This window comes from Mesorhizobium amorphae CCNWGS0123, from assembly GCF_001686985.1.
In the GTDB taxonomy this organism is placed as follows: Bacteria; Pseudomonadota; Alphaproteobacteria; order Rhizobiales; family Rhizobiaceae; genus Mesorhizobium; species Mesorhizobium amorphae.
This window is the reverse complement of sequence record NZ_CP015318.1, coordinates 645,234-664,924: the sequence shown is the minus strand read 5'-3', so window position 1 is coordinate 664,924 and position 19,691 is coordinate 645,234. Positions and strand designations below refer to the sequence as shown.

Annotated in this window: 23 protein-coding genes; 10 read left to right on the top strand and 13 right to left on the bottom strand. The window is 64.8% G+C overall.

From position 1 onward, the window contains the following. Window positions 1-78 precede the first annotated feature (78 nt). Both A6B35_RS03100 and A6B35_RS03095 read left to right on the top strand, forming a co-directional pair. Window positions 79-759, top strand: a complete 681-nt coding sequence (locus A6B35_RS03100) for an outer membrane lipoprotein carrier protein LolA (RefSeq protein ID WP_006201130.1) — start codon at window positions 79-81, stop codon at window positions 757-759. Between the two features lie 286 nt (window positions 760-1,045). After that, entirely contained in the window at window positions 1,046-1,852 is an 807-nt protein-coding gene (locus A6B35_RS03095) for an exodeoxyribonuclease III (RefSeq protein WP_006201132.1), read from the top strand. Between the two features lie 23 nt (window positions 1,853-1,875). Here A6B35_RS03095 and A6B35_RS03090 read toward each other — a convergent pair whose 3' ends face one another. Together A6B35_RS03090 and A6B35_RS03085 are read right to left on the bottom strand one after the other, a co-directional pair. Beyond that, window positions 1,876-2,331 (bottom strand): cyclic nucleotide-binding domain-containing protein, encoded by a 456-nt coding sequence (locus A6B35_RS03090; protein ID WP_006201133.1) that lies wholly within the window; start codon window positions 2,329-2,331, stop codon window positions 1,876-1,878. A 222-nt stretch (window positions 2,332-2,553) separates the two neighbouring features. Continuing rightward, window positions 2,554-3,237, bottom strand: a complete 684-nt coding sequence (locus A6B35_RS03085; RefSeq protein WP_006201134.1) for a response regulator transcription factor — start codon at window positions 3,235-3,237, stop codon at window positions 2,554-2,556. A 147-nt stretch (window positions 3,238-3,384) separates the two neighbouring features. Here A6B35_RS03085 and A6B35_RS03080 point away from each other — a divergent pair, with 147 nt between their 5' ends. Next, window positions 3,385-3,918 (top strand): L,D-transpeptidase family protein, encoded by a 534-nt coding sequence (locus A6B35_RS03080; protein ID WP_193364551.1) that lies wholly within the window; start codon window positions 3,385-3,387, stop codon window positions 3,916-3,918. Window positions 3,919-4,088: 170 nt separating this feature from the next. Here the strand turns inward: A6B35_RS03080 and A6B35_RS03075 are convergent, their stop codons facing one another. Continuing rightward, window positions 4,089-4,349 carry a hypothetical protein gene (locus A6B35_RS03075; RefSeq protein ID WP_006201136.1) on the bottom strand — a complete coding sequence of 87 codons (261 nt, stop codon included), beginning with the start codon at window positions 4,347-4,349 and terminating at the stop codon, window positions 4,089-4,091. Between the two features lie 163 nt (window positions 4,350-4,512). On the opposite strand from A6B35_RS03075, the gene gcvA reads away from it, so the two are divergent. Beyond that, complete coding sequence (gene gcvA / locus A6B35_RS03070) at window positions 4,513-5,463, top strand: transcriptional regulator GcvA (protein WP_040582419.1); 951 nt, start codon at window positions 4,513-4,515, stop codon at window positions 5,461-5,463. 25 nt (window positions 5,464-5,488) lie between these two features. Here gcvA and A6B35_RS03065 read toward each other — a convergent pair whose 3' ends face one another. From A6B35_RS03065 to tsaD, 6 genes are all read right to left on the bottom strand, one after another. Next, window positions 5,489-5,911, bottom strand: a complete 423-nt coding sequence (locus tag A6B35_RS03065; RefSeq protein ID WP_006201138.1) for a DUF1761 domain-containing protein — start codon at window positions 5,909-5,911, stop codon at window positions 5,489-5,491. A 103-nt stretch (window positions 5,912-6,014) separates the two neighbouring features. Beyond that, window positions 6,015-6,713, bottom strand: coding sequence for a class I SAM-dependent methyltransferase (locus tag A6B35_RS03060; protein WP_193364552.1), 699 nt, complete (start codon window positions 6,711-6,713; stop codon window positions 6,015-6,017). Next, complete coding sequence (locus A6B35_RS03055) at window positions 6,668-7,093, bottom strand: EVE domain-containing protein (protein ID WP_006201140.1); 426 nt, start codon at window positions 7,091-7,093, stop codon at window positions 6,668-6,670. Before A6B35_RS03055 ends, A6B35_RS03060 begins: the two co-directional genes overlap by 46 nt. Window positions 7,094-7,120: 27 nt before the next feature. Further along, entirely contained in the window at window positions 7,121-7,417 is a 297-nt protein-coding gene (locus tag A6B35_RS03050) for a YciI-like protein (RefSeq protein WP_006201141.1), read from the bottom strand. A 27-nt stretch (window positions 7,418-7,444) separates the two neighbouring features. Beyond that, window positions 7,445-8,455, bottom strand: coding sequence for an NAD(P)H-dependent glycerol-3-phosphate dehydrogenase (locus tag A6B35_RS03045; RefSeq protein ID WP_006201142.1), 1,011 nt, complete (start codon window positions 8,453-8,455; stop codon window positions 7,445-7,447). Between the two features lie 12 nt (window positions 8,456-8,467). Continuing rightward, window positions 8,468-9,553, bottom strand: a complete 1,086-nt coding sequence (tsaD, locus tag A6B35_RS03040) for a tRNA (adenosine(37)-N6)-threonylcarbamoyltransferase complex transferase subunit TsaD (RefSeq protein ID WP_193364553.1) — start codon at window positions 9,551-9,553, stop codon at window positions 8,468-8,470. 102 nt (window positions 9,554-9,655) lie between these two features. Here tsaD and hemC point away from each other — a divergent pair, with 102 nt between their 5' ends. The 6 genes from hemC to A6B35_RS03010 all read left to right on the top strand — a co-directional run bounded on the left by hemC (window position 9,656) and on the right by A6B35_RS03010 (window position 15,765). Further along, a complete protein-coding gene (gene hemC / locus A6B35_RS03035; protein WP_006201144.1) occupies window positions 9,656-10,582 on the top strand; it encodes a hydroxymethylbilane synthase in 927 nt (308 codons plus the stop codon). A gap of 1 nt (window position 10,583) precedes the next feature. Further along, window positions 10,584-11,297, top strand: a complete 714-nt coding sequence (locus A6B35_RS03030) for a uroporphyrinogen-III synthase (protein WP_040582420.1) — start codon at window positions 10,584-10,586, stop codon at window positions 11,295-11,297. A gap of 105 nt (window positions 11,298-11,402) precedes the next feature. Next, a complete protein-coding gene (locus tag A6B35_RS03025) occupies window positions 11,403-12,893 on the top strand; it encodes a COG4223 family protein (protein WP_006201146.1) in 1,491 nt (496 codons plus the stop codon). Window positions 12,894-12,903: 10 nt separating this feature from the next. Continuing rightward, window positions 12,904-14,517, top strand: a complete 1,614-nt coding sequence (locus tag A6B35_RS03020; protein WP_006201147.1) for a heme biosynthesis protein HemY — start codon at window positions 12,904-12,906, stop codon at window positions 14,515-14,517. Window positions 14,518-14,554: 37 nt separating this feature from the next. Further along, a complete protein-coding gene (locus tag A6B35_RS03015) occupies window positions 14,555-15,034 on the top strand; it encodes a tellurite resistance TerB family protein (RefSeq protein ID WP_006201148.1) in 480 nt (159 codons plus the stop codon). A 14-nt stretch (window positions 15,035-15,048) separates the two neighbouring features. Next, a complete protein-coding gene (locus A6B35_RS03010; RefSeq protein WP_006201149.1) occupies window positions 15,049-15,765 on the top strand; it encodes a glutamine amidotransferase in 717 nt (238 codons plus the stop codon). Between the two features lie 3 nt (window positions 15,766-15,768). Here A6B35_RS03010 and A6B35_RS03005 read toward each other — a convergent pair whose 3' ends face one another. From A6B35_RS03005 to A6B35_RS02990, 4 genes are all read right to left on the bottom strand, one after another. Further along, window positions 15,769-17,007, bottom strand: coding sequence for an MFS transporter (locus A6B35_RS03005; protein WP_006201150.1), 1,239 nt, complete (start codon window positions 17,005-17,007; stop codon window positions 15,769-15,771). Window positions 17,008-17,166: 159 nt separating this feature from the next. Next, window positions 17,167-18,267, bottom strand: a complete 1,101-nt coding sequence (locus A6B35_RS03000; protein ID WP_040582427.1) for an aminotransferase class I/II-fold pyridoxal phosphate-dependent enzyme — start codon at window positions 18,265-18,267, stop codon at window positions 17,167-17,169. A 137-nt stretch (window positions 18,268-18,404) separates the two neighbouring features. After that, a complete protein-coding gene (locus A6B35_RS02995) occupies window positions 18,405-18,869 on the bottom strand; it encodes a Ros/MucR family transcriptional regulator (RefSeq protein ID WP_006201152.1) in 465 nt (154 codons plus the stop codon). Window positions 18,870-18,986: 117 nt separating this feature from the next. Continuing rightward, window positions 18,987-19,691, bottom strand: coding sequence for an ROK family protein (locus A6B35_RS02990; protein ID WP_006201153.1), 705 nt, complete (start codon window positions 19,689-19,691; stop codon window positions 18,987-18,989).

Here is a 19,691-nt window from a genome sequence, read left to right as displayed (position 1 = left end):
TGTCCGACCCGCCAAACTTAAGCCTAACTGGGGGTCCACGGACTGCTACACCATACGCAACAGACGAAAGTGACCGGCATGAAAAACTTGATTTTCGCCAACAGCGATTTTGCCCCAACCCGCCGTCAGGTGCTTGGCCTTGGCATGGTCATTGCGGGTGCCGCGGCCATAAACGTCGTGCCCGGTTTCCAGCTGCTGGCGTCGGCGCAAGCGGCTGTTCCGCCGGCGGCGCAGAAGATCGCCGACCATTTTTCGTCCGTCAAATCGATGTCCGGCGAATTCGTGCAGTTCGGGCCGAAGGGCGAGCAGACCGGCGGCAAGTTCTTCCTGGAACGTCCAGGCAAGATCCGCTTCAACTATGACGGATCGTCGAATTTCCGGGTGATTTCCGACGGCAAATCGGTGGTCATCCTCAACAAGAAGCTGAAGACGTCAGACCTCTATCCGCTGTCGAAGACGCCGCTGAAGCTGTTGCTCGACGACAGGATCGACCTCTCCGGCAACCGCGTCAAAAGCGTCAAGGAAGAGGACGACCTCACCACGATCCAGCTCTCCGACAAATCGGTGTTCGGCAATGCGAGGATCACCATGATGTTCGATCCGAAATCCTACGAACTGCGCCAGTGGACCATCACCGACGCGCAGGGCAAGGACACGACGGTGATGATCTTCAACGTCAAGGAAGGCGTCAGCTTCGCCCCCGACACCTTCGCCATCGATTACACGGCCAACCGCGAGCTGAACACCAAGACGCGCTAAGGTCCGCTGTCGTGCGGAACCTTCCGGCGTTTGCGCTGCCCCTCATCTGGCTGCCGCCACCTTCTCCCCGTAAACGGGAGAAGGACGCTGCCATCGAAGGTTTCGCCAATCGCCAGCGTTGCAGAATGAGCGCAAGGCCGCGGCCAGCTTTCTTTCTCCCCGTTTACGGGGAGAAATGCCCGGCAGGGCAATGAGGGGCAGCGCCGACCTTGCCGATTATCACCCAGCTTGTTTTTGCGGCGTGCGACTGGCAGTAGATCGGTGATCTTTTGCCGGACCCTGTCGCATGCCCTTTTCCGTCGCCACCTGGAACATCAACTCCGTTCGCTTGCGCATGCCGATCGTCGAGCGCCTGCTTATTGAGCAGGCCCCCGACGTGCTCTGCCTGCAGGAGACGAAAGTTCCCGACGAGTTGTTTCCCGAGAAGGCCTTCCGCAAGCTTGGCTACGAGCACATCGCTTTCCACGGCCAGAAGGGCTACCACGGCGTCGCGACGGTGGCGCGGCGGCCGATCGAAGTGGTCGAGAAGCGGCGCTTCTGCGAGATCGATGACAGCCGGCATCTGTCGGTCACGGTGCGGGCCGGCGGCAAGGCGATCCTGCTGCACAATTTCTATGTGCCTGCCGGCGGTGACGAACCCGACCCGGAGATCAACCGCAAGTTCAGGCACAAGCTCGATTTTGTCGCCGAGATGAACGCCATCCGCGCCGAGCACGACGAGGTGTCCGGCTCGATCCTGGTCGGCGACCTCAATATCGCGCCGCTCGAGCACGATGTCTGGTCGCACAAGCAGTTGCTCAAAGTCGTCAGCCACACGCCGGTCGAGACGGAAAGCTTCGAGGCGATGCGGCGCGCCGGCAACTGGGTCGACTTGATGCGGCTCAACGTGCCGCAGGAACAGAAACTCTACACTTGGTGGAGCTATCGCGCGCAGGACTGGGAGGCCTCGGACCGCGGCCGCCGGCTCGACCATGTCTGGTCGTCGCCGAACCTGGTCACGAATTTTGCCGGCTATGAAATTCTGCGCCCGGCGCGCGGCTGGGAACGGCCGTCGGACCATGTGCCGGTCATTGCGCGATTTGATTTAGAGTAGGCGTGGTCGGCGCGTAGTCGAACCTACCCCGTAAAGCGCGGCGCCAGCTCCTCGATGCGACGGATCAACGCCTGAAAATCCTCCAGGATGCGCTGGTGCAGGTTCACCGCGATCTCGGGATATTCTTCCAGGATGCGGCGGAACATCTTGCGGCTCAAGCGCAGCACCTCCGAATCGATCTCGGCGGAGGCGCTGGTCAACCGGTTGGTGTCGGCAATCAGCGCCAGCTCGCTCAAGATGGTGCCCGGACCGACCGTGTTGATGGGGATGCGGTCGCCATTCTGCTCGCGATAGAGCACGATGCGGCCGCTGACGACGATGTAGGCCGAATCGGCCACGTCGTCCTCGCGGTAGAGCTTGTGGTTCGCCTGCAGCAGAGTGGTTTCGGCGCCGAAGGCGAGCAGGCGCAGCTGTTCCTGCGTGAAGCCCTCGAAGAGCCTCACGGCGGACAGGATGCGGATGTCGTCATCCAGCGCCATCTAGCTATGTCCCCGAGCGGTCAGTCCAATCCCTCCCTTAGAGCGCCGCATCCCATTGGATGCGCAAAGGATGCTCTAACATCCTGAATCTACGCACCATGCTTTCCAAAAATCGATTCCGATCTTTGGCCGATGCGTTTCGGAGTCGATCCTACCACCCTCCAGTATCAGGATCGCACCCGAAAGCGGCCCCGCCCGACCGCTCATTGGATCATGAAAAGTTTAAGGAACCAGCTTGTAGCCGCCGCTTTCTGTCACAAGAATTTCGGCATTGGAAGGATCGCGCTCGATCTTCTGACGCAGACGGTAGACATGGGTTTCCAGCGTGTGCGTGGTGACGCCGGAATTGTAGCCCCAGACCTCTTCCAGCAGCACGTCGCGCGTTACCACCTTCTGGTCGGCGCGGTAGAGATATTTGATGATCGAGGCCTCCTTTTCGGTCAGCCGCACCTTGGCGCCGCGCTGGTCGATCAGGAGCTTCTGGCTCGGCTTGAAAGTGTAGGGGCCGACCGAGAAGGTGGCGTCCTCGCTCTGCTCGTGCTGGCGCAGCTGGGCACGGACGCGGGCAAGCAGCACCGCGAAGCGGAACGGCTTGGTCACATAGTCGTTGGCGCCAGCCTCGAGTCCAAGAATCGTGTCGGAATCGGTATCATGCCCGGTCAGCATGATGATGGGCGCCTTGTAGCCGCCCTTGCGCAGGATTTTCACGGCCTCGCGGCCGTCCATGTCGGGCAGGCCGACATCCATAATGAGCAGGTCGACAAGGCCGCCGCGGGCCGCAGCGACGCCTTTTGCGGCCGTTGCTTCCTGCTGGACGTCGAATTCCTCGTAGAGGGCCAGTTGCTCGACGAGCGTGCCGCGCAGGTCGTCATCGTCGTCAACGATCAGAATTGTGCGTGAGGTCATGGATCAATCCGTTGTTTTGAAAAGAAAATTCAGTTGACCGCCCCCCGTTTATGCTGAAGCTGACCGACAGAACAGCCGATCACAGTGATTTGTTCCGTGACACGATCATACAAGAAAAAACGTCCATGCAATGCAGCCGGCGCATTTTTGCCAAAAGGGTTGCGCGTGCTCAGCGTGCGCGCCAGGCCAGGCAACCCCAGCCAGGGGTTTTTGCAGGCCGGCCGCCTGGTGTTTGCCTGCGCCCTGGGGCGCGGCGGCATTTCGGCCAACAAGCGCGAAGGCGATGGCGCCACGCCGCTCGCAGCGATGCGGATCCTGTCGGGGTATTTTCGTGGGGATCAGTTTTCCAATGGCCGCAGGACGCGGCTGGCGATGACGCCGATCGGCCCCGATCTCGGCTGGTGCGAGGTGCCGGACGACCGCAACTACAATCGCCCGGTGAAAATCCCCTATGGCGCCAGCCACGAGCGGATGCGGCGTTCCGATAGGCTCTATGATGCCTGTCTGGTGCTCGACTGGAACATTGCCCCACGCCGCCGCGGGCGCGGCAGCGCCATCTTCTTCCATCTGGCACGGCCCGGCTTCACGCCGACGCAAGGCTGCGTGGCGGTGACGGCGCAAACCATGGCGCGACTTTTGCCGCTGCTGTCGGATAGGACGGTGGTGAGGGTGGTTCGTTAAGGGCCATTGATATTCAGCCGGCCTGCAAACGATGGTTTCCCGCGCTTCCGGTGCTCAGGTACTTTAGTACGCTCCGCTCCGGTTCTCGGAAGCCATCTTGTTTGGCCGCTTCGCGTCCGTCTTCGACTCCGACTCGGCCCGACCTGAATCTCAACAGCCCTTCGAGCGTATCAATGGTTCGGACGGCGTGGCGGCTGCCAGCCTGTGTCGAGCAGGCCGAGGCGGCCGAGTTCGCGGTCCATGGCGCGGGCGACGTCCTTGCGTTCGGCGCCGATGTCGCGCAGCTGGCGATCGGAGAGATCCTCGACATCCTGGTGGGCGATTTCCTGGTGGGCGAGGCGTATGGCAATCCTGGCATGGCGGAACCAGTCAAGCGTGGCACCGAGCCAGGTCGGCCGGGCGGCTGGTGATCTCAAGGCGATGTGTGACATGGTGTGATCCATTCTCGGAATGTCAAATCCGGTTTGATGGTGTTTCGGTGGTCACATCATGCCGGATTGAAATCTAGGGGGGAAACGAGTAGTTCTTGTCTCATCATCAAGTTTTCTTTGAGGATCGAAGCGCCATAATCCCATTTGACCAGGTCTCGCCCTGATGGCCCGCCTGCTGCCGGGAACTCGTGCCTTGAGAACGCTGGAGGCGGCGGCAAGGCACCTCAATTTCACCCGCGCCGCCGATGAGCTCGGGCTGACGCCGGCCGCGGTCAGCCATCAGATAAAGGAGATCGAGGACCAGCTCGGACTGGTCCTGTTCACGCGCACCAGCCGCACCATCCGGCTGACGGAAGCAGGTACGGTGCTTTCCGACGCCGCGACCGACGCGCTCGACCTGCTGGGCCGGGCGGTTTCGCGGGCGCAGAAGACGGCGCGCGGAACGGCGCTGCTGAAGATTACGCTGGACGCGCAATTCGCGACGAAATGGCTGATGCGGCGCGTCGATGATTTTCGCCGGCAGCGGCCTGGCATCGAGCTGCGCTTCGACATCTCCTATGAAGTGCGCGACTTCGACCGCGACGACGTCGATATCGGCATCCGCTTCGGCACCGGCAAATATCCGGGGCTATGCGCCGACCGCCTGTTCGACAACATCATCACTCCGGTCTGCAGCCCGGCCCTGCTGCGCTCCGGGCCGCCGCTCAAGGAGCCGCGCGACCTGTTCCAGCACACGCTCGCCCATATCGTATGGTCGCGCCAGGGCGTCACCTGGCCGAACTGGCGCATGTGGATGGCGGCGGCGGGCGTCGATGATTTCGACGACAGCCGGACCATCGTTTTCGGCAGCTCATCGGATGCGGTGCAGGCAGCGCTCGACGGCAATGCGGTGGCGCTCGCCGATTTCGCCATGGTGGCCAATGATCTGTCGGAAGGCCGGCTGGTGCGGCCGTTCGCACTGGGCATCAAGGTCGCGCCCGAATTCGCCTACTTCCTGGTCTATCCGGTCGGATCCGCGAATGACGCCAGGATCGTGGCCTTCAAGGACTGGATCCTGAACGAGGTCCACAAGCCGCAGCCGGACCCGACACGCCGGAGTTGGGACGAGCTTTAGCCGCCATGCGGTCGGCGGGGTGCACTCAGCCGGCAACGACCGGCGCACCGAACCAGCCGATCACCGCGCCGATGAGAAGCAGCACGCCGAGCCAGTGACCGGTGTCGATGAGGGTCAGGTCCCAGCCAAATCCTTCATAGCGGTGGTTGACCGACAGCGTCGTTGCGACGAAGCCCAGCCACAGGACGAAGCCGAAGACCAGCCCAGCGACCAGGGTCGGTTCGCCGCCGGTCATCGCGCCGACGACCAGTGCCATGACCAGAGCCATGATCAGTTCGGCGATGAAGGAGATGATGAAGGGCAGCAGCGAGCGATTCATCGTCGCCGGGTCGAGCTTGGCAGCCTTCAGCCACGGCTTGCTCAAGCCCATGTACCAGGCCGCGCCGAACAGCCACGCCACCACGGCGGCGACGATCACCGCCAGCCAGTTCACTGCCGAAAAATCCATGGTTCCCCCTCCGTATGCAGGTCGCCCAAAAGTGCGCAGCTGCTTCGGGACAACGACATGCATATTCTTTGATGCGCGATGGAACGCCTGTTCGGCGGCGGCGTCAAGCAAGGCGCCAGACGGTCGTGCGCTTGACCTCGGCATCCTCCAGCGCGCGCGTCACCGGCACTTCGTAGACGCCGAGCGGCTCCAGTCCCGCCTTCGGCAGATAGGAGCGGCCGGGATCACCGATCAGGATTTCCGCGCCGCGCGCCTTCAGCGCCGCGAACCATGGCATCAGCCTGTCGGCGAAGGGCTTGTCGTAGAAGACGTCGCCGGCAACAACCACATCCCAGCCTTCATCAGTGCCGATGCAGTCCGTGCCGAAGAATTCCACCTCGACCTGATTGGCTTCTGTATTGAGGGCAATCGCCGTCGCGCAGAACGGGTCGACGTCGGCGGCGATCACCTCGGTCGCGCCGGCCTTCGCAGCCGCGATAGCGACAAGGCCGGAGCCGGAGGCGAAATCGAGCACGCGCTTGCCGCGTACCGTGGCCGGATGGTCAAGCACGTAGCGGGCGAGACCCTGGCCGCCGGCCCAGGCGAAGGCCCAGAAGGGTGGCGGCAGGCCGATCGCGGCAAGCTCGTCCTCGGTGCGTAGCCACAGATCATGCGCTTCGTCGGCCAGATGCAACAAGACTTCGGGCACATGCGGCGGCGCCATCAGCGCCGTATTGTCGAGGATGAATCTTGTGGCGCTGTTCGGCGTGAGTATCGTCACGGAGCGGGCGTCAGCCCGCCCATGCGGCAGACCTCTTTCCATTCGGCCGGCGTCACCGGCTGCACGGAAAGCCGCCCGAGCCGGACCAGCGCCATTTCGGCGAGCTTGGGATTGGCCTTGACCTCTTCCAGCGTCGGCGGGTTCGGCACGTCCCTGACGGCGCGGATGTCGACGCATTCCCAACGCGGATCGTCGGTGGTGCTGTCCGGATGTGCCAAGGCGCAGACCTCGGCGATGCCAACGATGTTGAGCCCCTCATTGGAATGGTAGAAGAAGCCGAGATCGCCGATCTGCATCGCCTTCATGTTGTTGCGCGCCGCGTAGTTGCGCACGCCGTCCCACTGCGTGCCGGCCTTGCCCTTGGCCTTCAGCGCCTCGAAGGAGAACACCGAGGGCTCGGATTTGAACAGCCAGTAGTTCATGCTTTTGCTCCTCCGTTCGGCCTGCAATCAACTAGCCGCCGGCTTGTTGAAGGTCCAGTTCCACTGGTGGATTTCGACGCTCTCGAACAGGCCGGCCTTGGCATAGGGGTCCGCCGCCGACAGCTTCTCGGCGCCGGCCAGATCCGTGGCTTCGACGACGACGAGGCTGCCGTTCGGCTTGCCGTCGGCATCGAGGAACGGGCCGGCGAAGGCGAGCTTCTTGTCGCCGTTCAGCCCTTCCAGGAAGGCGATATGTTCGGGCCGCGTATCGAGGCGCACCTGCAGGCTGCCCGGCTTGTCCTTGCAAATCAACGCAAACAGCATCTTTTTCAGCTCCGGTTTGTTCGAGACTTATAAGTCGGTTTCGGTCTTCAGCGGCCGCGTCATCAGCGCCGACACAGCCTGTCGGACTGTAACCGTGCCTTCCAGTATGGCGGCGATGGCGGTGATGATCGGCGCATCGATCTGGCGCTCGATGGCGATGCGGGCGGCAATCGCCGCTGTCGGCACGCCCTCGGCCAGCGGCAGGCCGGCAAGCGGCTTGCCTTGGCCGAGCGCCAGCCCATAGGCGAAATTGCGCGACTGCGCCGATGAGCAGGTCAGCAAGAGGTCGCCGAGGCCGGATAGTCCCATCAGCGTCTCCGGCCTGGCGCCGAAGGCGGCACCGATGCGGCGCAGTTCGACGAAGCCGCGCGTCACCATGGCGGCCTGGGCGCTGGCGCCCAGTTTGGCGCCGGTGACAGCGCCGGCGGCAATGGCAAAGACATTCTTCAGTGCGCCGCCGATCTCGACGCCGACAAGGTCGTCGCTCGAATAGCAGCGCAGGTTCTCGGCCGAAAAGCGGGCGGCAAGGTCGGCGGCCAAATCAGCGTCGCGGGCCGCGACCACCACGGCCGTTGGCAGTCCACGCGCGACGTCAGTGGCAAAACTCGGGCCGGAAAGAGCGGCAACCGGATTCTCAGGAAGGATGTTCTCGACGATCGTCGACAGCAGCGCACCGGTGTCGCGTTCGATGCCCTTGGCGCAGAGAACCAACGGGATGCTCTTCGGCACATGGTCCTTTGCGGCAGCGAGCATGCTGCGCAGCGCCTGAGCCGGGGCCACCGCCAGCACGCAGTCGGCGCCGTCGAGCGCGGCCCTGATGTCGCTGGTCGCCACGATGCCGGGCTCGATCGCAATACCCGGCAGATAGCGCGGATTTTCGCCATGGTCGATCGCGGCGACGGTCTCCGGGTCGCGCGCATAAAGGCGGACGAAATGGCCGGCGCGCAGCATTGCCAGCGCCAGCGCGGTACCCCAGGCACCGCCGCCGAGCACGGCAACGCGCCAGCCGCTTGGCGCCCTATCCTCGCCGCCGGTCATGCCCCCCCTCGATCATGCCTTTGCCCCGCGCCGGCCCGAGCCGACCATCGGCGCCGAGATGCTGTCCAGCGGCCAGCGCGAGCGTGGCACGAAATCGGCGGCGTTTTCCTCAGCCATGCCGGCGCGCAGCCGTTCGATGCCGGCCCAGGCGATCATTGCCGCATTATCCGTGCAAAGCTTCAGCGGCGGCGCGACAAAGGTGAAGCCGGCTTGTACGCATAGGGCCTCCAGCGTCGCCTTGATCGTGCGGTTGGCGGCGACGCCGCCGGCAACGACCAGCGCCGGGTCCGCCTTGCCCGGGAATTCCTGCCGGAACCGGTTCAGTGCCCGACCAACACGATCGCCCAGTGCGTCCGCCACCGCTGCCTGGAACGAGGCGCAGATGTCGGCGACATCCTCATCGCTCAGCGGTGCAATGGCCGTCGCCGCCTGGCGCACGGCGGTCTTGAGGCCGGAGAAGGAAAAGTCGGGCTGCGCCGAGCCTTTCATCGGGCGCGGAAAGGCAAAGCGTGCGGCATTGCCTGACGCCGCCGCCTTCTCGACATTGGGGCCGCCGGGATAGGGCAGGCCGAGCATCTTGGCGGTCTTGTCGAAGGCCTCGCCCAGCGCATCGTCGATGGTCGTCGCCCAGCGCTGGTAGTCGCCGACGCCGCGCACGGCGACGATCTGCGTATGGCCGCCGGAAACCAGCAACAGCAGATAGGGAAAGTCGAGCCCGTCGGTCAGCCGTGCCGTCAGCGCATGGCCCTCGAGATGGTTGATGGCAATCAGCGGCTTGTTCCCGGCTGCGGCAATCGCCTTGGCGGTCATCAAACCGACGATCAGCCCGCCGACGAGGCCGGGGCCGGCGGTGGCAGCGATCGCATCGATATCGCCGAGCGCCATGCCCGAATCGGCAAGGGCGGCCTCGATGATGCCGTCGAGGGCCTCGACATGGGCACGCGCGGCGATCTCCGGGACGACGCCGCCGAAGGCGGCATGCTCCTCGATCTGGCTGAGCACGATGTTGGACAGGATTTCGGGCGCGGACGTGCCGTCGAGCGCCACCACGCTGGCGGCGGTCTCGTCGCAACTCGTCTCAATGCCCAGAACGCGGATCAATTCGTCACGGTCCTCGAAGATTGTATCGCCAGGCGTTCCCCGTTAGGAGAAAACCCGGCAAGACCTCGCTTGCCGGGGGGTTATCACGGACCGCGCGCCATGCAAACAACCTTGAAAATCGGAACACGCGGCAGCCCGCTGGCGCTGGCCCAGGCGCATGAAACGCGGGCGCGGCTGATGGCGGCGCACGGCCTGCAGGAGGCAGCGTTCGAGGTGGTCGTCATTTCGACCAGCGGCGACCGCATCCAGGACCGGCCGCTGTCGGAAGCTGGCGGCAAGGGCCTGTTCACCAAAGAGATCGAGGAAGCGCTTTTGGCGCGCCGCATCGACATCGCCGTGCATTCGTCGAAGGACATGCCGACGCTGTTGCCGGAGGGGCTGGAGCTGTCCGCCTTCCTGCCGCGCGAGGACGCGCGCGATGCCTTTGTCGGCAAGGCGGCGAAGAGGATTGCCGACCTGCCGCAAGGCGCGAAGGTTGGGTCGTCCTCGCTCCGGCGTCAGGCGCTGATCCGCCGCATGCGGCCTGATCTCGACGTGGTGATGTTCCGCGGCAACGTGCAGACGCGGCTTCGCAAGCTGGACGAGGGCGTCGCCGACGGCACCATTCTGGCCTATGCCGGGCTGAAACGGCTCGGGCTCGAACACGTCGTCACCGATTTGATGCCGCTGGACATCTTCCGGCCGGCGCCGGGGCAAGGCGCGATCTGCATCGAAAGCCGCATCGGCGACCGTGACGTGGAAAAGATGCTGATGGCCATCCATGATGTGCCGACCGGACAGGCGCTGGCCTGCGAGCGCGCCTTTCTCGCGGCGCTCGACGGCTCCTGCCGCACGCCGATCGCCGGCCATGCGACGATATCAGGCGAAACGCTCTCCTTCGCCGGACTGATCATCTCGCCTGACGGCACCACCTCGCATGAGGTCGAGCTGGACGGACCGGCGAAAGACGCTGCGCGGATCGGCGCGGACGCCGCCAGGACGGTGCGGACCAAGGCCGGCGAAACATTCTTCGACGGCTGGGCCTGACATGGTCCGCGTCCTGGTAACGAGGCCGGAACCGGGCGCCTCGCGCACGATGCGGCGGCTGGAGGACATGGGTTTTCAGCCGATCCTGCTGCCATTGACCGAGACCGTGCCGCTGCCGGTCGCCGCCGGCGCCGCAATGGATGCGGCGGCCGTCGCGGTCACCAGCGCCAACGCTGTGCGTCATGCGCCAAAGGAACTCATCGCGGCGCTCGCCGGGTTGCCCTGTCATGCCGTCGGCAACAGGACGGCGGAAGCGGCGCGCAAGGCGGGTTTCCTGTCGGTCGGCGAAGGTCCGGGCGATGCTGCCGCACTGGCCGACGCGATCGTTGCCGGCTACTCGGCAGGGACGATCGCCTATCTCACCGGGCGCGTGCGCTTTCCGACCTTTGAGGAGCGGCTCATGGCAGCTGGCGTCAGGGTCCGCGCCATCGAGACCTACGACACGCTTGCGCTGGATTATTCCGACACGGACCTGCTTGTGCGCCTGTCCGGCCGGCCGGTCGAAGCCGTTCTGCTCTATTCGGCCAAGGCGGCAGCGGCGACGGAGACCCTGATCCGGCGGCCCGCTTTGCGTGATCTTTTTGAAAAGACCACATTTTTCGCTCTGTCGGGACGTATCGCCGCAGCCTGCGAAAGCATCGCCGGGTCAAGGATCGAGATCGCGCCGGAACCGCAGGAGGAGGCGTTGCTCGAGCTGTTGCGAGCTTGGCGCTGAACCCGCGTCATCACACCGCCCCTTTTCACCGCTTGGTGATGTGCTAGAGCATCCTTAGCTCGACACCCTTTGAACCATCCCAAGCCAATTTTGCGGAGCCCAAGCATGGTCAAGACGCCGAAGATGCGACATTCGAAAAGCCGCCGCGAGCCGGTGACGATCGAGCTCGAGCCCGGCGCCGTGTCGCGCATCGTCGACGAGGATGCGGCGAAGGCCGCGGCCGAGGCGAAAGCGGAGGATGCCGTCGACGCGTCGCAGCCGGAGGCACCGCCGGAGACACCGCCGAAGACACCGGAAGAGCCCGTCCATGCCGACCAGACCGACCTCGAGCCGTGGGAGCACACCGACGGCGCGGCGCAGTCCGGCACGGAACAGAAGGCGGATGCTTCCATGAAGGGGTCCGGCGAACCGGAAGCCGCCTATCCCGGATCCACGCAGGCAGTGCCGGAACAGCCAAAAACCTCCGACTACAATTTCGAGGACGCATCGGCCAAGCCAACCGAAGAGAAGCCGGGGACGAGCCAGGCCCGGAACGAGTACGTGGCGCCACCGAAGCGCAGCGGCATCAACGGCATTGCCGCCGGCATCATCGGCGGCGTCATCGCGCTGGCCGGCGCCGGCGGGCTGCAGTTCGCCGGCCTGCTCGGCGCGCCCGGGTCGGGCGCCGGCAACGTGTCGCTCGATGGCGTCAATGGCGAGATTGCCACGCTGAAAAGCGAGATTGCCGGCTTGAAGGAAGCGGGCGGCAACGGCGACGCCTCAGCCAAGGTCGACGGCCTGTCGACGGCCCTGGATCAGGTCAAGACCGATGTCGCGGCGCTGAAATCGGCGGTCGAGCAGGGCGGTGCCGGTGACAATGCCGGGCTGGCGGCGCTTGGCGACAAGGTCAAGCAGGTCGAGACGGCGGTTGCCGAACTCGGCAAGGCGGGCAACACGGCGCCGGTCGATCTCGGGCCGCTCAATGAAAAGCTCGCCGGGCTCGACGCGCTGGTGAAATCGGCCGGCGAGGCGGCGACGACTCAGGAAGGCCGGCTCGCCGCGCTGGAACAGTCGGTGTCGCAGCTTTCCGGCAAGGTCGAGGCGCAGGCTTCTCAGCCGAAGATCGCTTTGGCCATCGCCGCCTCGGCGCTGAAGGCGGCACTCGACCGTGGTGCGCCGTTCGCCGCCGAACTCGAGACCTTCGCGGCGATTTCGCCCGACGCGCCGGAGATCGCGACGCTGCGCGCCTATGCCGAGAAGGGGGTTTCGACCCGAACCGAGATCGCGGCCGAGGCCGACGCCGCGGCCAGCGCCATGGTTGCCGCCGCCACGCCCGTCGACCAGAATGCGAGCTTCCTGCAGAACCTGATGACGAGCGCCGAATCGCTGGTCAAGGTCAGGCCGATCGGCGCCGTCGAAGGCGCAGGCGCCCCCGAGACGGTGGCCCGCATGGAGGTCGCGGTCAACCAGGGCGACTACGCCAAGGCGCTCACCGAATACGAGACCTTGCCCGCAGCGGTGAAAACGGCCGGTGCCGCGTTTGCCGGCAAACTGAAGGCGCGACTCGAGGTCGAAAAGCAGATCGATTCGCTGATTGCCGGTGCGATGAAGGCGTGAGGAAAATCCGATGATCCGCATCCTGTTTTTCCTCGCCGTCGTCTTCGCGCTCGGCCTCGGCTTCGCCTGGCTGGCCGATCGGCCCGGCGAGATGCTCATCACCTTCAATGGCTACCAGTACCAGGTCACGCTGATGGTGGCGGCGGTGGCGGTGGTTGCCGTGGTCGCCGCGGTGATGATCTTCTGGTGGCTGATCAAGTCGCTGTGGAACAGCCCCTATACCATCTCGCGCTATTTCCGCGTGCGCCGTCGCGACCGCGGCTACCAGGCGCTGTCGACCGGCATGATCGCCGCCGGCGCCGGCGATGGCGCGCTGGCCCGCAAGAAGACCAAGGAAGCGGCGAAGCTGATCCGCTCCGACCAGGAGCCGCTGATCCATCTGCTGGAGGCGCAAGCTTCGCTGCTCGAAGGCGATCATGAGGGGGCGCGCGAGAAATTCGAGAGCATGCTCGACGATCCGGAAATGCGGCTGCTCGGCCTGCGCGGGCTCTATCTCGAAGCCGAGCGCCTCGGCGACCGCAACGCCGCCAGGCATTATGCCGGCCGCGCCGCGGTGATGGCGCCGCAACTCGCCTGGGCCGCCGAATCGACGCTGGAAGAATTGACCGGGCGCGGCGACTGGGACGGCGCGCTGAAGCTGGTCGAGGCGCAGAAATCGACGCGGCAGATCGAGCGTGATGCCGCCAACCGGCGCCGCGCCGTGTTGCTCACCGCCAAGGCGCAAGCGCTGATCGACAGCGACCCCAATGCCGCGAGGACCGCTGCGCTCGAGGCCAACAAATTGCAGCCGGACTTCGCACCGGCCGCGGTCGTCGCGGCAAGCCTTTTGTTGAAGCAGAACGATGTGCGCAAGGGTTCAAAAATCCTTGAGACGGCCTGGCGTGCCGAGCCGCATCCGGAGATCGCCGGGCTCTACACCCATGCCAGGCCGGGCGACGCGGTGCTCGACCGGCTGAACCGGGCAAAGAAGCTGCAGGAGATGAAGAAGAACCATGCCGAATCCTCGCTGACGGTGGCGCGCGCCGCGCTCGACGCGCAGGATTTCGCCACGGCGCGGCGCGAGGCCGAGGCCGCGATCCGCATGGATCGCCGCGAAGGTGCCTATCTGCTGCTCGCCGACATCGAGGAAGCCGAGACGGGTGACCAGGGCAAGGTGCGGCAATTGCTGTCCAAGGCGGTCAGGGCACCGCGCGATCCGGCATGGGTCGCCGACGGCGTCATCTCGGAACGTTGGGCGCCGGTGTCGCCGGTCACCGGCAAACTTGACGCCTTCGAATGGCGCGCACCGATGGAGCGGCTTGGCCAACTGATCGACAGCCACGAGGATTTGCCGGAGGCTGTCGTGCCGGCTATTTCCGCGCCAGTCGTGTCGGTCAAGGAAAAGCCTGCCGACGTGATCGATCACCCGGCTGTTTCCGCCGGCAAGACGACGGCCGCGGCCGGGGCCGTGGCGGAAAGCGACGAGGACCGGGTCACGCCGGTCACCGCCGCCGCCTTTGCCGCCGTGCCGGCCGATTCCGAGGCGGTCGATCCGGCGGAGGAGCTGGCCAGGCTGCCCGACGATCCTGGCGTTGACCCCGATGAGGAAGCGGAAAAGTCGCCGCGCCGGTTCCGTTTGTTTTGAGGGCTCTGCCAGGCTTTGGCCGATTGGGAATGAAGTGATGTTCGAACGCGTCTTGTCGTTTCTTAAGGATTTGCCGGGCGGTACCGGAACCCGCGCCAACGCGGATGATCCGCGCATTGCCGCGTCGGCGCTGCTCTACCATGTCATGAGTGCCGACGGCGTGCGCCAGGACATCGAGTGGGAGCGGTTCAAGCAGGTGCTGGCGCAAAGTTATTCGATCAGCGGCAAAGAACTCGACGCACTGGCCGCCGCCGGCGAGCACGCCGACAATGAGGCGATCGATCTCTATGCCTTCACCAGCGTGCTGAAGCGCCATCTCGACGCCGAGGCGCGCAAGGCCTTCATCGGCCTGATGTGGGAGATCGTCTATGCCGACGGCGAGCTGCACGAGCTGGAGGACAACACGGTCTGGCGCGTCGCCGAACTGATCGGCGTCGAGCGCCGCGACCGTGTCGAGGCGCGCCGCAAGGCGGCGGCACAAGCGCCGGGCGCCAGCGGAACCTCAAGCGACGAATAGGGTCCTGCCCGCCGATGCCGCCCAAGCAGAGTTCGAAGCCAAGAATCCTGATCGTGCTGCATCAGGAGAATTCGAGCCCCGGCCGCGTCGGCCATATGCTGCTGGAAGAGGGGTTCGAGCTCGACATTCGCCGGCCGCCGCTCGGCGATGAATTGCCCGGCACGCTGGACTTCCATGCCGGGGCGGTGGTGTTCGGCGGGCCGATGAGTGCCAATGACGAGGACGAGTTCGTCCGCCGCGAGACCAACTGGCTCAACGTTCCGCTGAAGGAGAACCGGCCTTTGCTCGGCATCTGCCTCGGCGCGCAGATGCTGGTCAACCATCTCGGCGGCAAGGTCGAGGGTCATGGCGAGGGATTGGTCGAGATCGGCTGGTATCCGCTGAAAGCCACCGAAGCCGGCAAGAAGCTGATGCACTGGCCGGAGATGGTCTACCAGTTTCACCGCGAGGGGTTTTCCCTGCCCAGGGATGCGACGCTGCTGGCAACCTCAGAGACCTACCCGAACCAGGCCTTCCGCTATGGCGTCAATGCCTGGGGCATCCAGTTCCATGGCGAATTGACCCGAGTGATGATGCAGCGCTGGGTGGTGCGCGGCGCGCATCGCTTCGAATTGCCCGGCGCCCAGCCCGGCCGCGACCATCTCGGCGGCCGGCTGATCTGGGACATGCACCTGAAGCGCTGGCTCGGCGAATTTTTGCAACTGATTTTCGGCAGGCCGGCTGTTCGGTAGATTTCAGTTCCGTCCGTTCAGGTGGCGGACCTTCCGCAGCGCCGGAAACAGGTAGGCCCACAGGCCGACAACCGCGATGGCGCCGACACCGCCGACCACCACCGCCGGTACGGTGCCGATCAGCGCCGCCATGGTGCCGGCGCGGAACTCGCCGACCTCGTTGGAGGCACCGACGAACACCTGGTTGACGGCGTTGACGCGGCCGCGCAAATCGTCCGGCGTCCACAGCTGGATCAGCGTCTCCCTGATGTAGACACTGAACATGTCGGTGGCGCCGAGCAAGGCGAGAGCCACGATCGACAGCCAGGTGATGGTCGACAGGCCGAACAGCACGGTGCAGGCGCCGAATGACGCGGCCGCGCCGAGCATGATCACGCCGGCGTGGTTGCGGATTGGATGGCCGGCCAGCCAGATGGCGACGCAAATGGCGCCGACGCTGGGCGCCGAGCGCAGCAGGCCAAGCCCCCAGGGACCGAGCTCCAGAATATCGCGCGCATAGACCGGCAGCAGTGCCGAGGCGCCGGACAGGAGCACGGCAAACAGGTCGAGCGAGATGGCGCCGAGCACGATCTTCTCGCTCCAGATGTAGCGGAAGCCGCCAAACAGCGTCTCCATGGTCGGCTTGTCGGTGGCGCTCTGTTGGGCCGGCTTCGGAATGGTGAAGATCAGCAGGGCGGCCACCGCCATAAGGATGGCGGCGGTGGCGTAGGCAATCTCCGCCGAGAGGCCATAGAGCAGGCCGCCGGCGACCGGGCCGACGATGGTCGCTGTCTGCCAGGCGGATGAGTTCCAGGCGATCGCGTTGGCGAAATCCTCCGGCGGCACCAGATTGGCGAACAGCGAGGACGAAGCCGGCCCGAAAAAGGCGCGCGCGACGCCGAACAGCGCGAGCACCGCGAAGATCGGCAGCGGGCTGACGAGACCGTGCAACGTCAAGGCCAGGAGAGCGAGTGCACAACCTGCCTCGATCAGGGTGGACAGCGCCATGATCAGACGGCGGCCAAAGCGATCGGCAACGGCGCCGGTTACCAGCACCAGGAGCAGCGACGGCAGGAACTGGACGATGCCGACAATGCCAAGATCGAACGGATCGCGCGTCAGGTCGTAGATCTGCCAGCCGACCGCGACGGAGACGATCATGGTCGCGAATGTGCCGAGGAAGCGCGCCGTCCAGTAGCTGAGGAAGGCTTTGTGCCGGAAGGCGGCATAGCGCTGGTCCGGCGATATCTGTTCTGCAGTCATGGAGTTAGGGCCCCGTTGCGAAGACATCGGCCGGCGGGGCACTTCCACGGTGGGCGCTGTTCCGGCCAAGGAACTTTTAGCAAAGTTCGCTGCGGCATGTGCGCCAGAATTGGCGCTGGATCAAGGGATTTCCGGCCTGTCCGCCAGATAGGGCCGGAGTTACGCCCTCAGCGCGGCGGAGATGGCGTCGAGGCCGCCGCGCAAGTCGGCCTCCTTCGGCCAACCGAAGCCGACGCGGAAGAAGCGCTTCGGCATGTCGAACCAGTGGCCCGGCCCGACATAGGTACCGTGGTTCTCCAGTAGGTTCACATAGAACCGGTCGAGATCGAATTCGGGGCCAACATTCAGTCTGGGAAAGCCGACAACGCCGCCCTCGGGCCGCACCCAGTCGACCAGCGGTTCGCGGTCGATCCAGGCCTGGACGATGTCGCGGCGCTTTGCCATCTCCGGCAGCAGCGCCGACAGGAAGGCGTTGCGCCGCTCGAGCATGCCGCGCGCGATGCCTTCGTCGATGACGCTGCCGCAAATGCCGATCTGCTCCTTGGCGGCGAGGAATTTTTCCTGCAGCGCGGCGTCGCGGGTGACCAGCCAGCCGATGCGGATGCCGGGAATGCCGAAGGCTTTCGACAGCGACGAAACACTGATCGCCCTGGGGCTCAATGATGCCGCCGACGGCAGGCGCTTTCCGTAGGAAAGGTCGCGGTAGGTCTCGTCGACAGGCAGGTGGCAGCTGCTGCGTTCGGCGAGCGCCACAAGCGCATCGAGATCGGCTTGGCTCATCATCGTCCCGGTCGGGTTGTGCGGGCAGGTGACGCTGATCAAACGGGTGTCAGGTCGGATCGCCGCGGCCACGCGGGCGACATCGATGGCGAAGCCTTCATCGAAATCGAGATCGACATAGGCGATGGTGCAGCCGATTGCCTTGGGCGTCTCGATGTTGGTGGCGTAGTTCGGCCTGACGACGACGAGATGGTCGCGCCCGGACAGGAGCGAGGTCGAGATGATGAACAGCGCGCCGGCGGCGCCCGCCGTGACCAGCACGTCGTCGGGCGAAATCCCCTTATCCTGCATGGCGATCAGCGCCCGCAATTCCTTGTCGCCGCGATGCTCGCCATAGAACAGCGTCAGGTCGGGCAGCGACAGGCCGATATCGGAGAGCTTCTGGTCGGCGATCGAGCTTTCGGAAAGATTGTAGCGGATACGATCGTAGCCGTATTCCTCCGGCGCCTCTTTCTCGATCACCATCCTGGCGTAGTTCATGGCTTCCCCCCAAACGGCCTGTTTGGTGTATCCAAGCCATAAAAGCATGAAGCCTGCCAAGGCGGATTCGCCGGCAGGCTTCTGTTCCAGTCGTTTAAACAATTGGCTCAGCGCCGACCGCGCCGAGCATCGGTTGTTCAAGCCGCGGCTTTGGCTTTCCTGCCCTTCGCCTTGACCGGCTCCGGCGCGGCGGCCTTGCGGCCAAGGCCGATCGACTTCGCCAGCTCGGAGCGCGAGGCCGCGTAGTTGGGAGCGACCATCGGATAGTCGGACGGCAGGCCCCATTTGGTGCGATAGGCCTCCGGGCTCAGGCCGAAATGAACGCCGAGATGGCGCTTCAGCGATTTGAACTTCTTGCCGTCCTCGAGGCAGATGATGTAGTCCGGCGTTACCGACCGTCTGGGATTGACCGCGGGTACCAGCGGCGCTGCCTCGGGAACGACCGGTTGGCCGAGGCCGCTGATCGAGGCGCTGACGCTGGCGATGAGGTCGCTGAGGCCGGAAGCGGGCAAGCGGTTCTTCTCGACGTAGGCGGACACGATGTGGGCGGTGAGCTCGAGCAGGTCGATGTCTTTGCGAGCGTTATTGCTGTCGTCGGCCAATTTATCTCTCCGTCGGTGGGGGGTGGTGGCACTCCCTAGTCGGCAAATCTGCCCGGCGCAATGACTTCGTGCCACATCACACGTAATTTTGAACAACTATACTGAATCGTAATACTATCAGACGATCAGCGCCTTGTCGCGCCACAGTCGAAATCCGCCTTCGAAGGCGCGCGTATTGTCGCCGCGCCGCGAATCGGCAGGCAATTCGTCGAGCTTGTCGACATTGCCGCCACCGATGACCACATAGTCGGGCTGCATGGCGGCGCGAAGCCGGTCGACAATATCGAAGACGTATTTGCGCCATTTCTTCTTGCCGCGTTTTTCAAGGCCGCGCTCGCCGACATAATCCTCGAAGCTGCCGCCCTTCTTGTAAGGAAGGTGCGCCAACTCCATCGGCTGGGCGACATTGTCGACGATCATCGCGGCACCCAGGCCGGTTCCCAGGCCAAGGAAAAGCATGCGGCCGCCCTCGTAGCTGCCGATGGCCTGCATCAGCGCGTCGTTGACGACTTTCACCGGCTTGCCGAAGGCGGCGGCGAAATCATAGCCGGCCCAGCCTTTGCCGAGATTGGCGGGGTCGATCATCGGCCGGTTGTGGGTCACCGGGCCGGGATAACCCATCGCGACCACGTCATAGGGCAGGCCCTCGGTCAGCGTCTTCACCGCCGCGATCATTTGCTGCGGCGTGAGCCCAGGTCCGGAATCGGCGCGGCGCTCCTTGCCGCCGGCGCTGGTCAGGATCTTGACGTGCGAGCCGCCGATGTCGATCGAGAGCACGATCTGCTCGCTGTCTGCCGCGGCCGGTTTTGCCGTCTTGGCCAT

Excerpts from the sequence above, each read along its gene's own strand:
- A6B35_RS03020 (WP_006201147.1), top strand. The coding sequence starts at position 12,904 with ATGATCCGCATCCTGTTTTTCCTCGCCGTCGTCTTCGCGCTCGGCCTC.
- A6B35_RS03005 (WP_006201150.1), bottom strand. The coding sequence starts at position 17,007 with ATGACTGCAGAACAGATATCGCCGGACCAGCGCTATGCCGCCTTCCGG.
- A6B35_RS03095 (WP_006201132.1), top strand. The coding sequence starts at position 1,046 with ATGCCCTTTTCCGTCGCCACCTGGAACATCAACTCCGTTCGCTTGCGC.
- A6B35_RS03015 (WP_006201148.1), top strand. The coding sequence starts at position 14,555 with ATGTTCGAACGCGTCTTGTCGTTTCTTAAGGATTTGCCGGGCGGTACC.
- A6B35_RS03075 (WP_006201136.1), bottom strand. The coding sequence starts at position 4,349 with ATGTCACACATCGCCTTGAGATCACCAGCCGCCCGGCCGACCTGGCTC.
- A6B35_RS02990 (WP_006201153.1), bottom strand. The coding sequence starts at position 19,691 with ATGGCCAAGACGGCAAAACCGGCCGCGGCAGACAGCGAGCAGATCGTG.
- hemC (WP_006201144.1), top strand. The coding sequence starts at position 9,656 with ATGCAAACAACCTTGAAAATCGGAACACGCGGCAGCCCGCTGGCGCTG.
- A6B35_RS03090 (WP_006201133.1), bottom strand. The coding sequence starts at position 2,331 with ATGGCGCTGGATGACGACATCCGCATCCTGTCCGCCGTGAGGCTCTTC.
- A6B35_RS03060 (WP_193364552.1), bottom strand. The coding sequence starts at position 6,713 with ATGGAAAGAGGTCTGCCGCATGGGCGGGCTGACGCCCGCTCCGTGACG.
- A6B35_RS03025 (WP_006201146.1), top strand. The coding sequence starts at position 11,403 with ATGGTCAAGACGCCGAAGATGCGACATTCGAAAAGCCGCCGCGAGCCG.
- A6B35_RS03050 (WP_006201141.1), bottom strand. The coding sequence starts at position 7,417 with ATGCTGTTTGCGTTGATTTGCAAGGACAAGCCGGGCAGCCTGCAGGTG.
- A6B35_RS03045 (WP_006201142.1), bottom strand. The coding sequence starts at position 8,455 with ATGACCGGCGGCGAGGATAGGGCGCCAAGCGGCTGGCGCGTTGCCGTG.
- A6B35_RS03055 (WP_006201140.1), bottom strand. The coding sequence starts at position 7,093 with ATGAACTACTGGCTGTTCAAATCCGAGCCCTCGGTGTTCTCCTTCGAG.
- gcvA (WP_040582419.1), top strand. The coding sequence starts at position 4,513 with ATGGCCCGCCTGCTGCCGGGAACTCGTGCCTTGAGAACGCTGGAGGCG.
- A6B35_RS03010 (WP_006201149.1), top strand. The coding sequence starts at position 15,049 with ATGCCGCCCAAGCAGAGTTCGAAGCCAAGAATCCTGATCGTGCTGCAT.
- A6B35_RS03100 (WP_006201130.1), top strand. The coding sequence starts at position 79 with ATGAAAAACTTGATTTTCGCCAACAGCGATTTTGCCCCAACCCGCCGT.
- A6B35_RS03065 (WP_006201138.1), bottom strand. The coding sequence starts at position 5,911 with ATGGATTTTTCGGCAGTGAACTGGCTGGCGGTGATCGTCGCCGCCGTG.
- A6B35_RS03000 (WP_040582427.1), bottom strand. The coding sequence starts at position 18,267 with ATGAACTACGCCAGGATGGTGATCGAGAAAGAGGCGCCGGAGGAATAC.
- A6B35_RS03030 (WP_040582420.1), top strand. The coding sequence starts at position 10,584 with ATGGTCCGCGTCCTGGTAACGAGGCCGGAACCGGGCGCCTCGCGCACG.
- A6B35_RS03085 (WP_006201134.1), bottom strand. The coding sequence starts at position 3,237 with ATGACCTCACGCACAATTCTGATCGTTGACGACGATGACGACCTGCGC.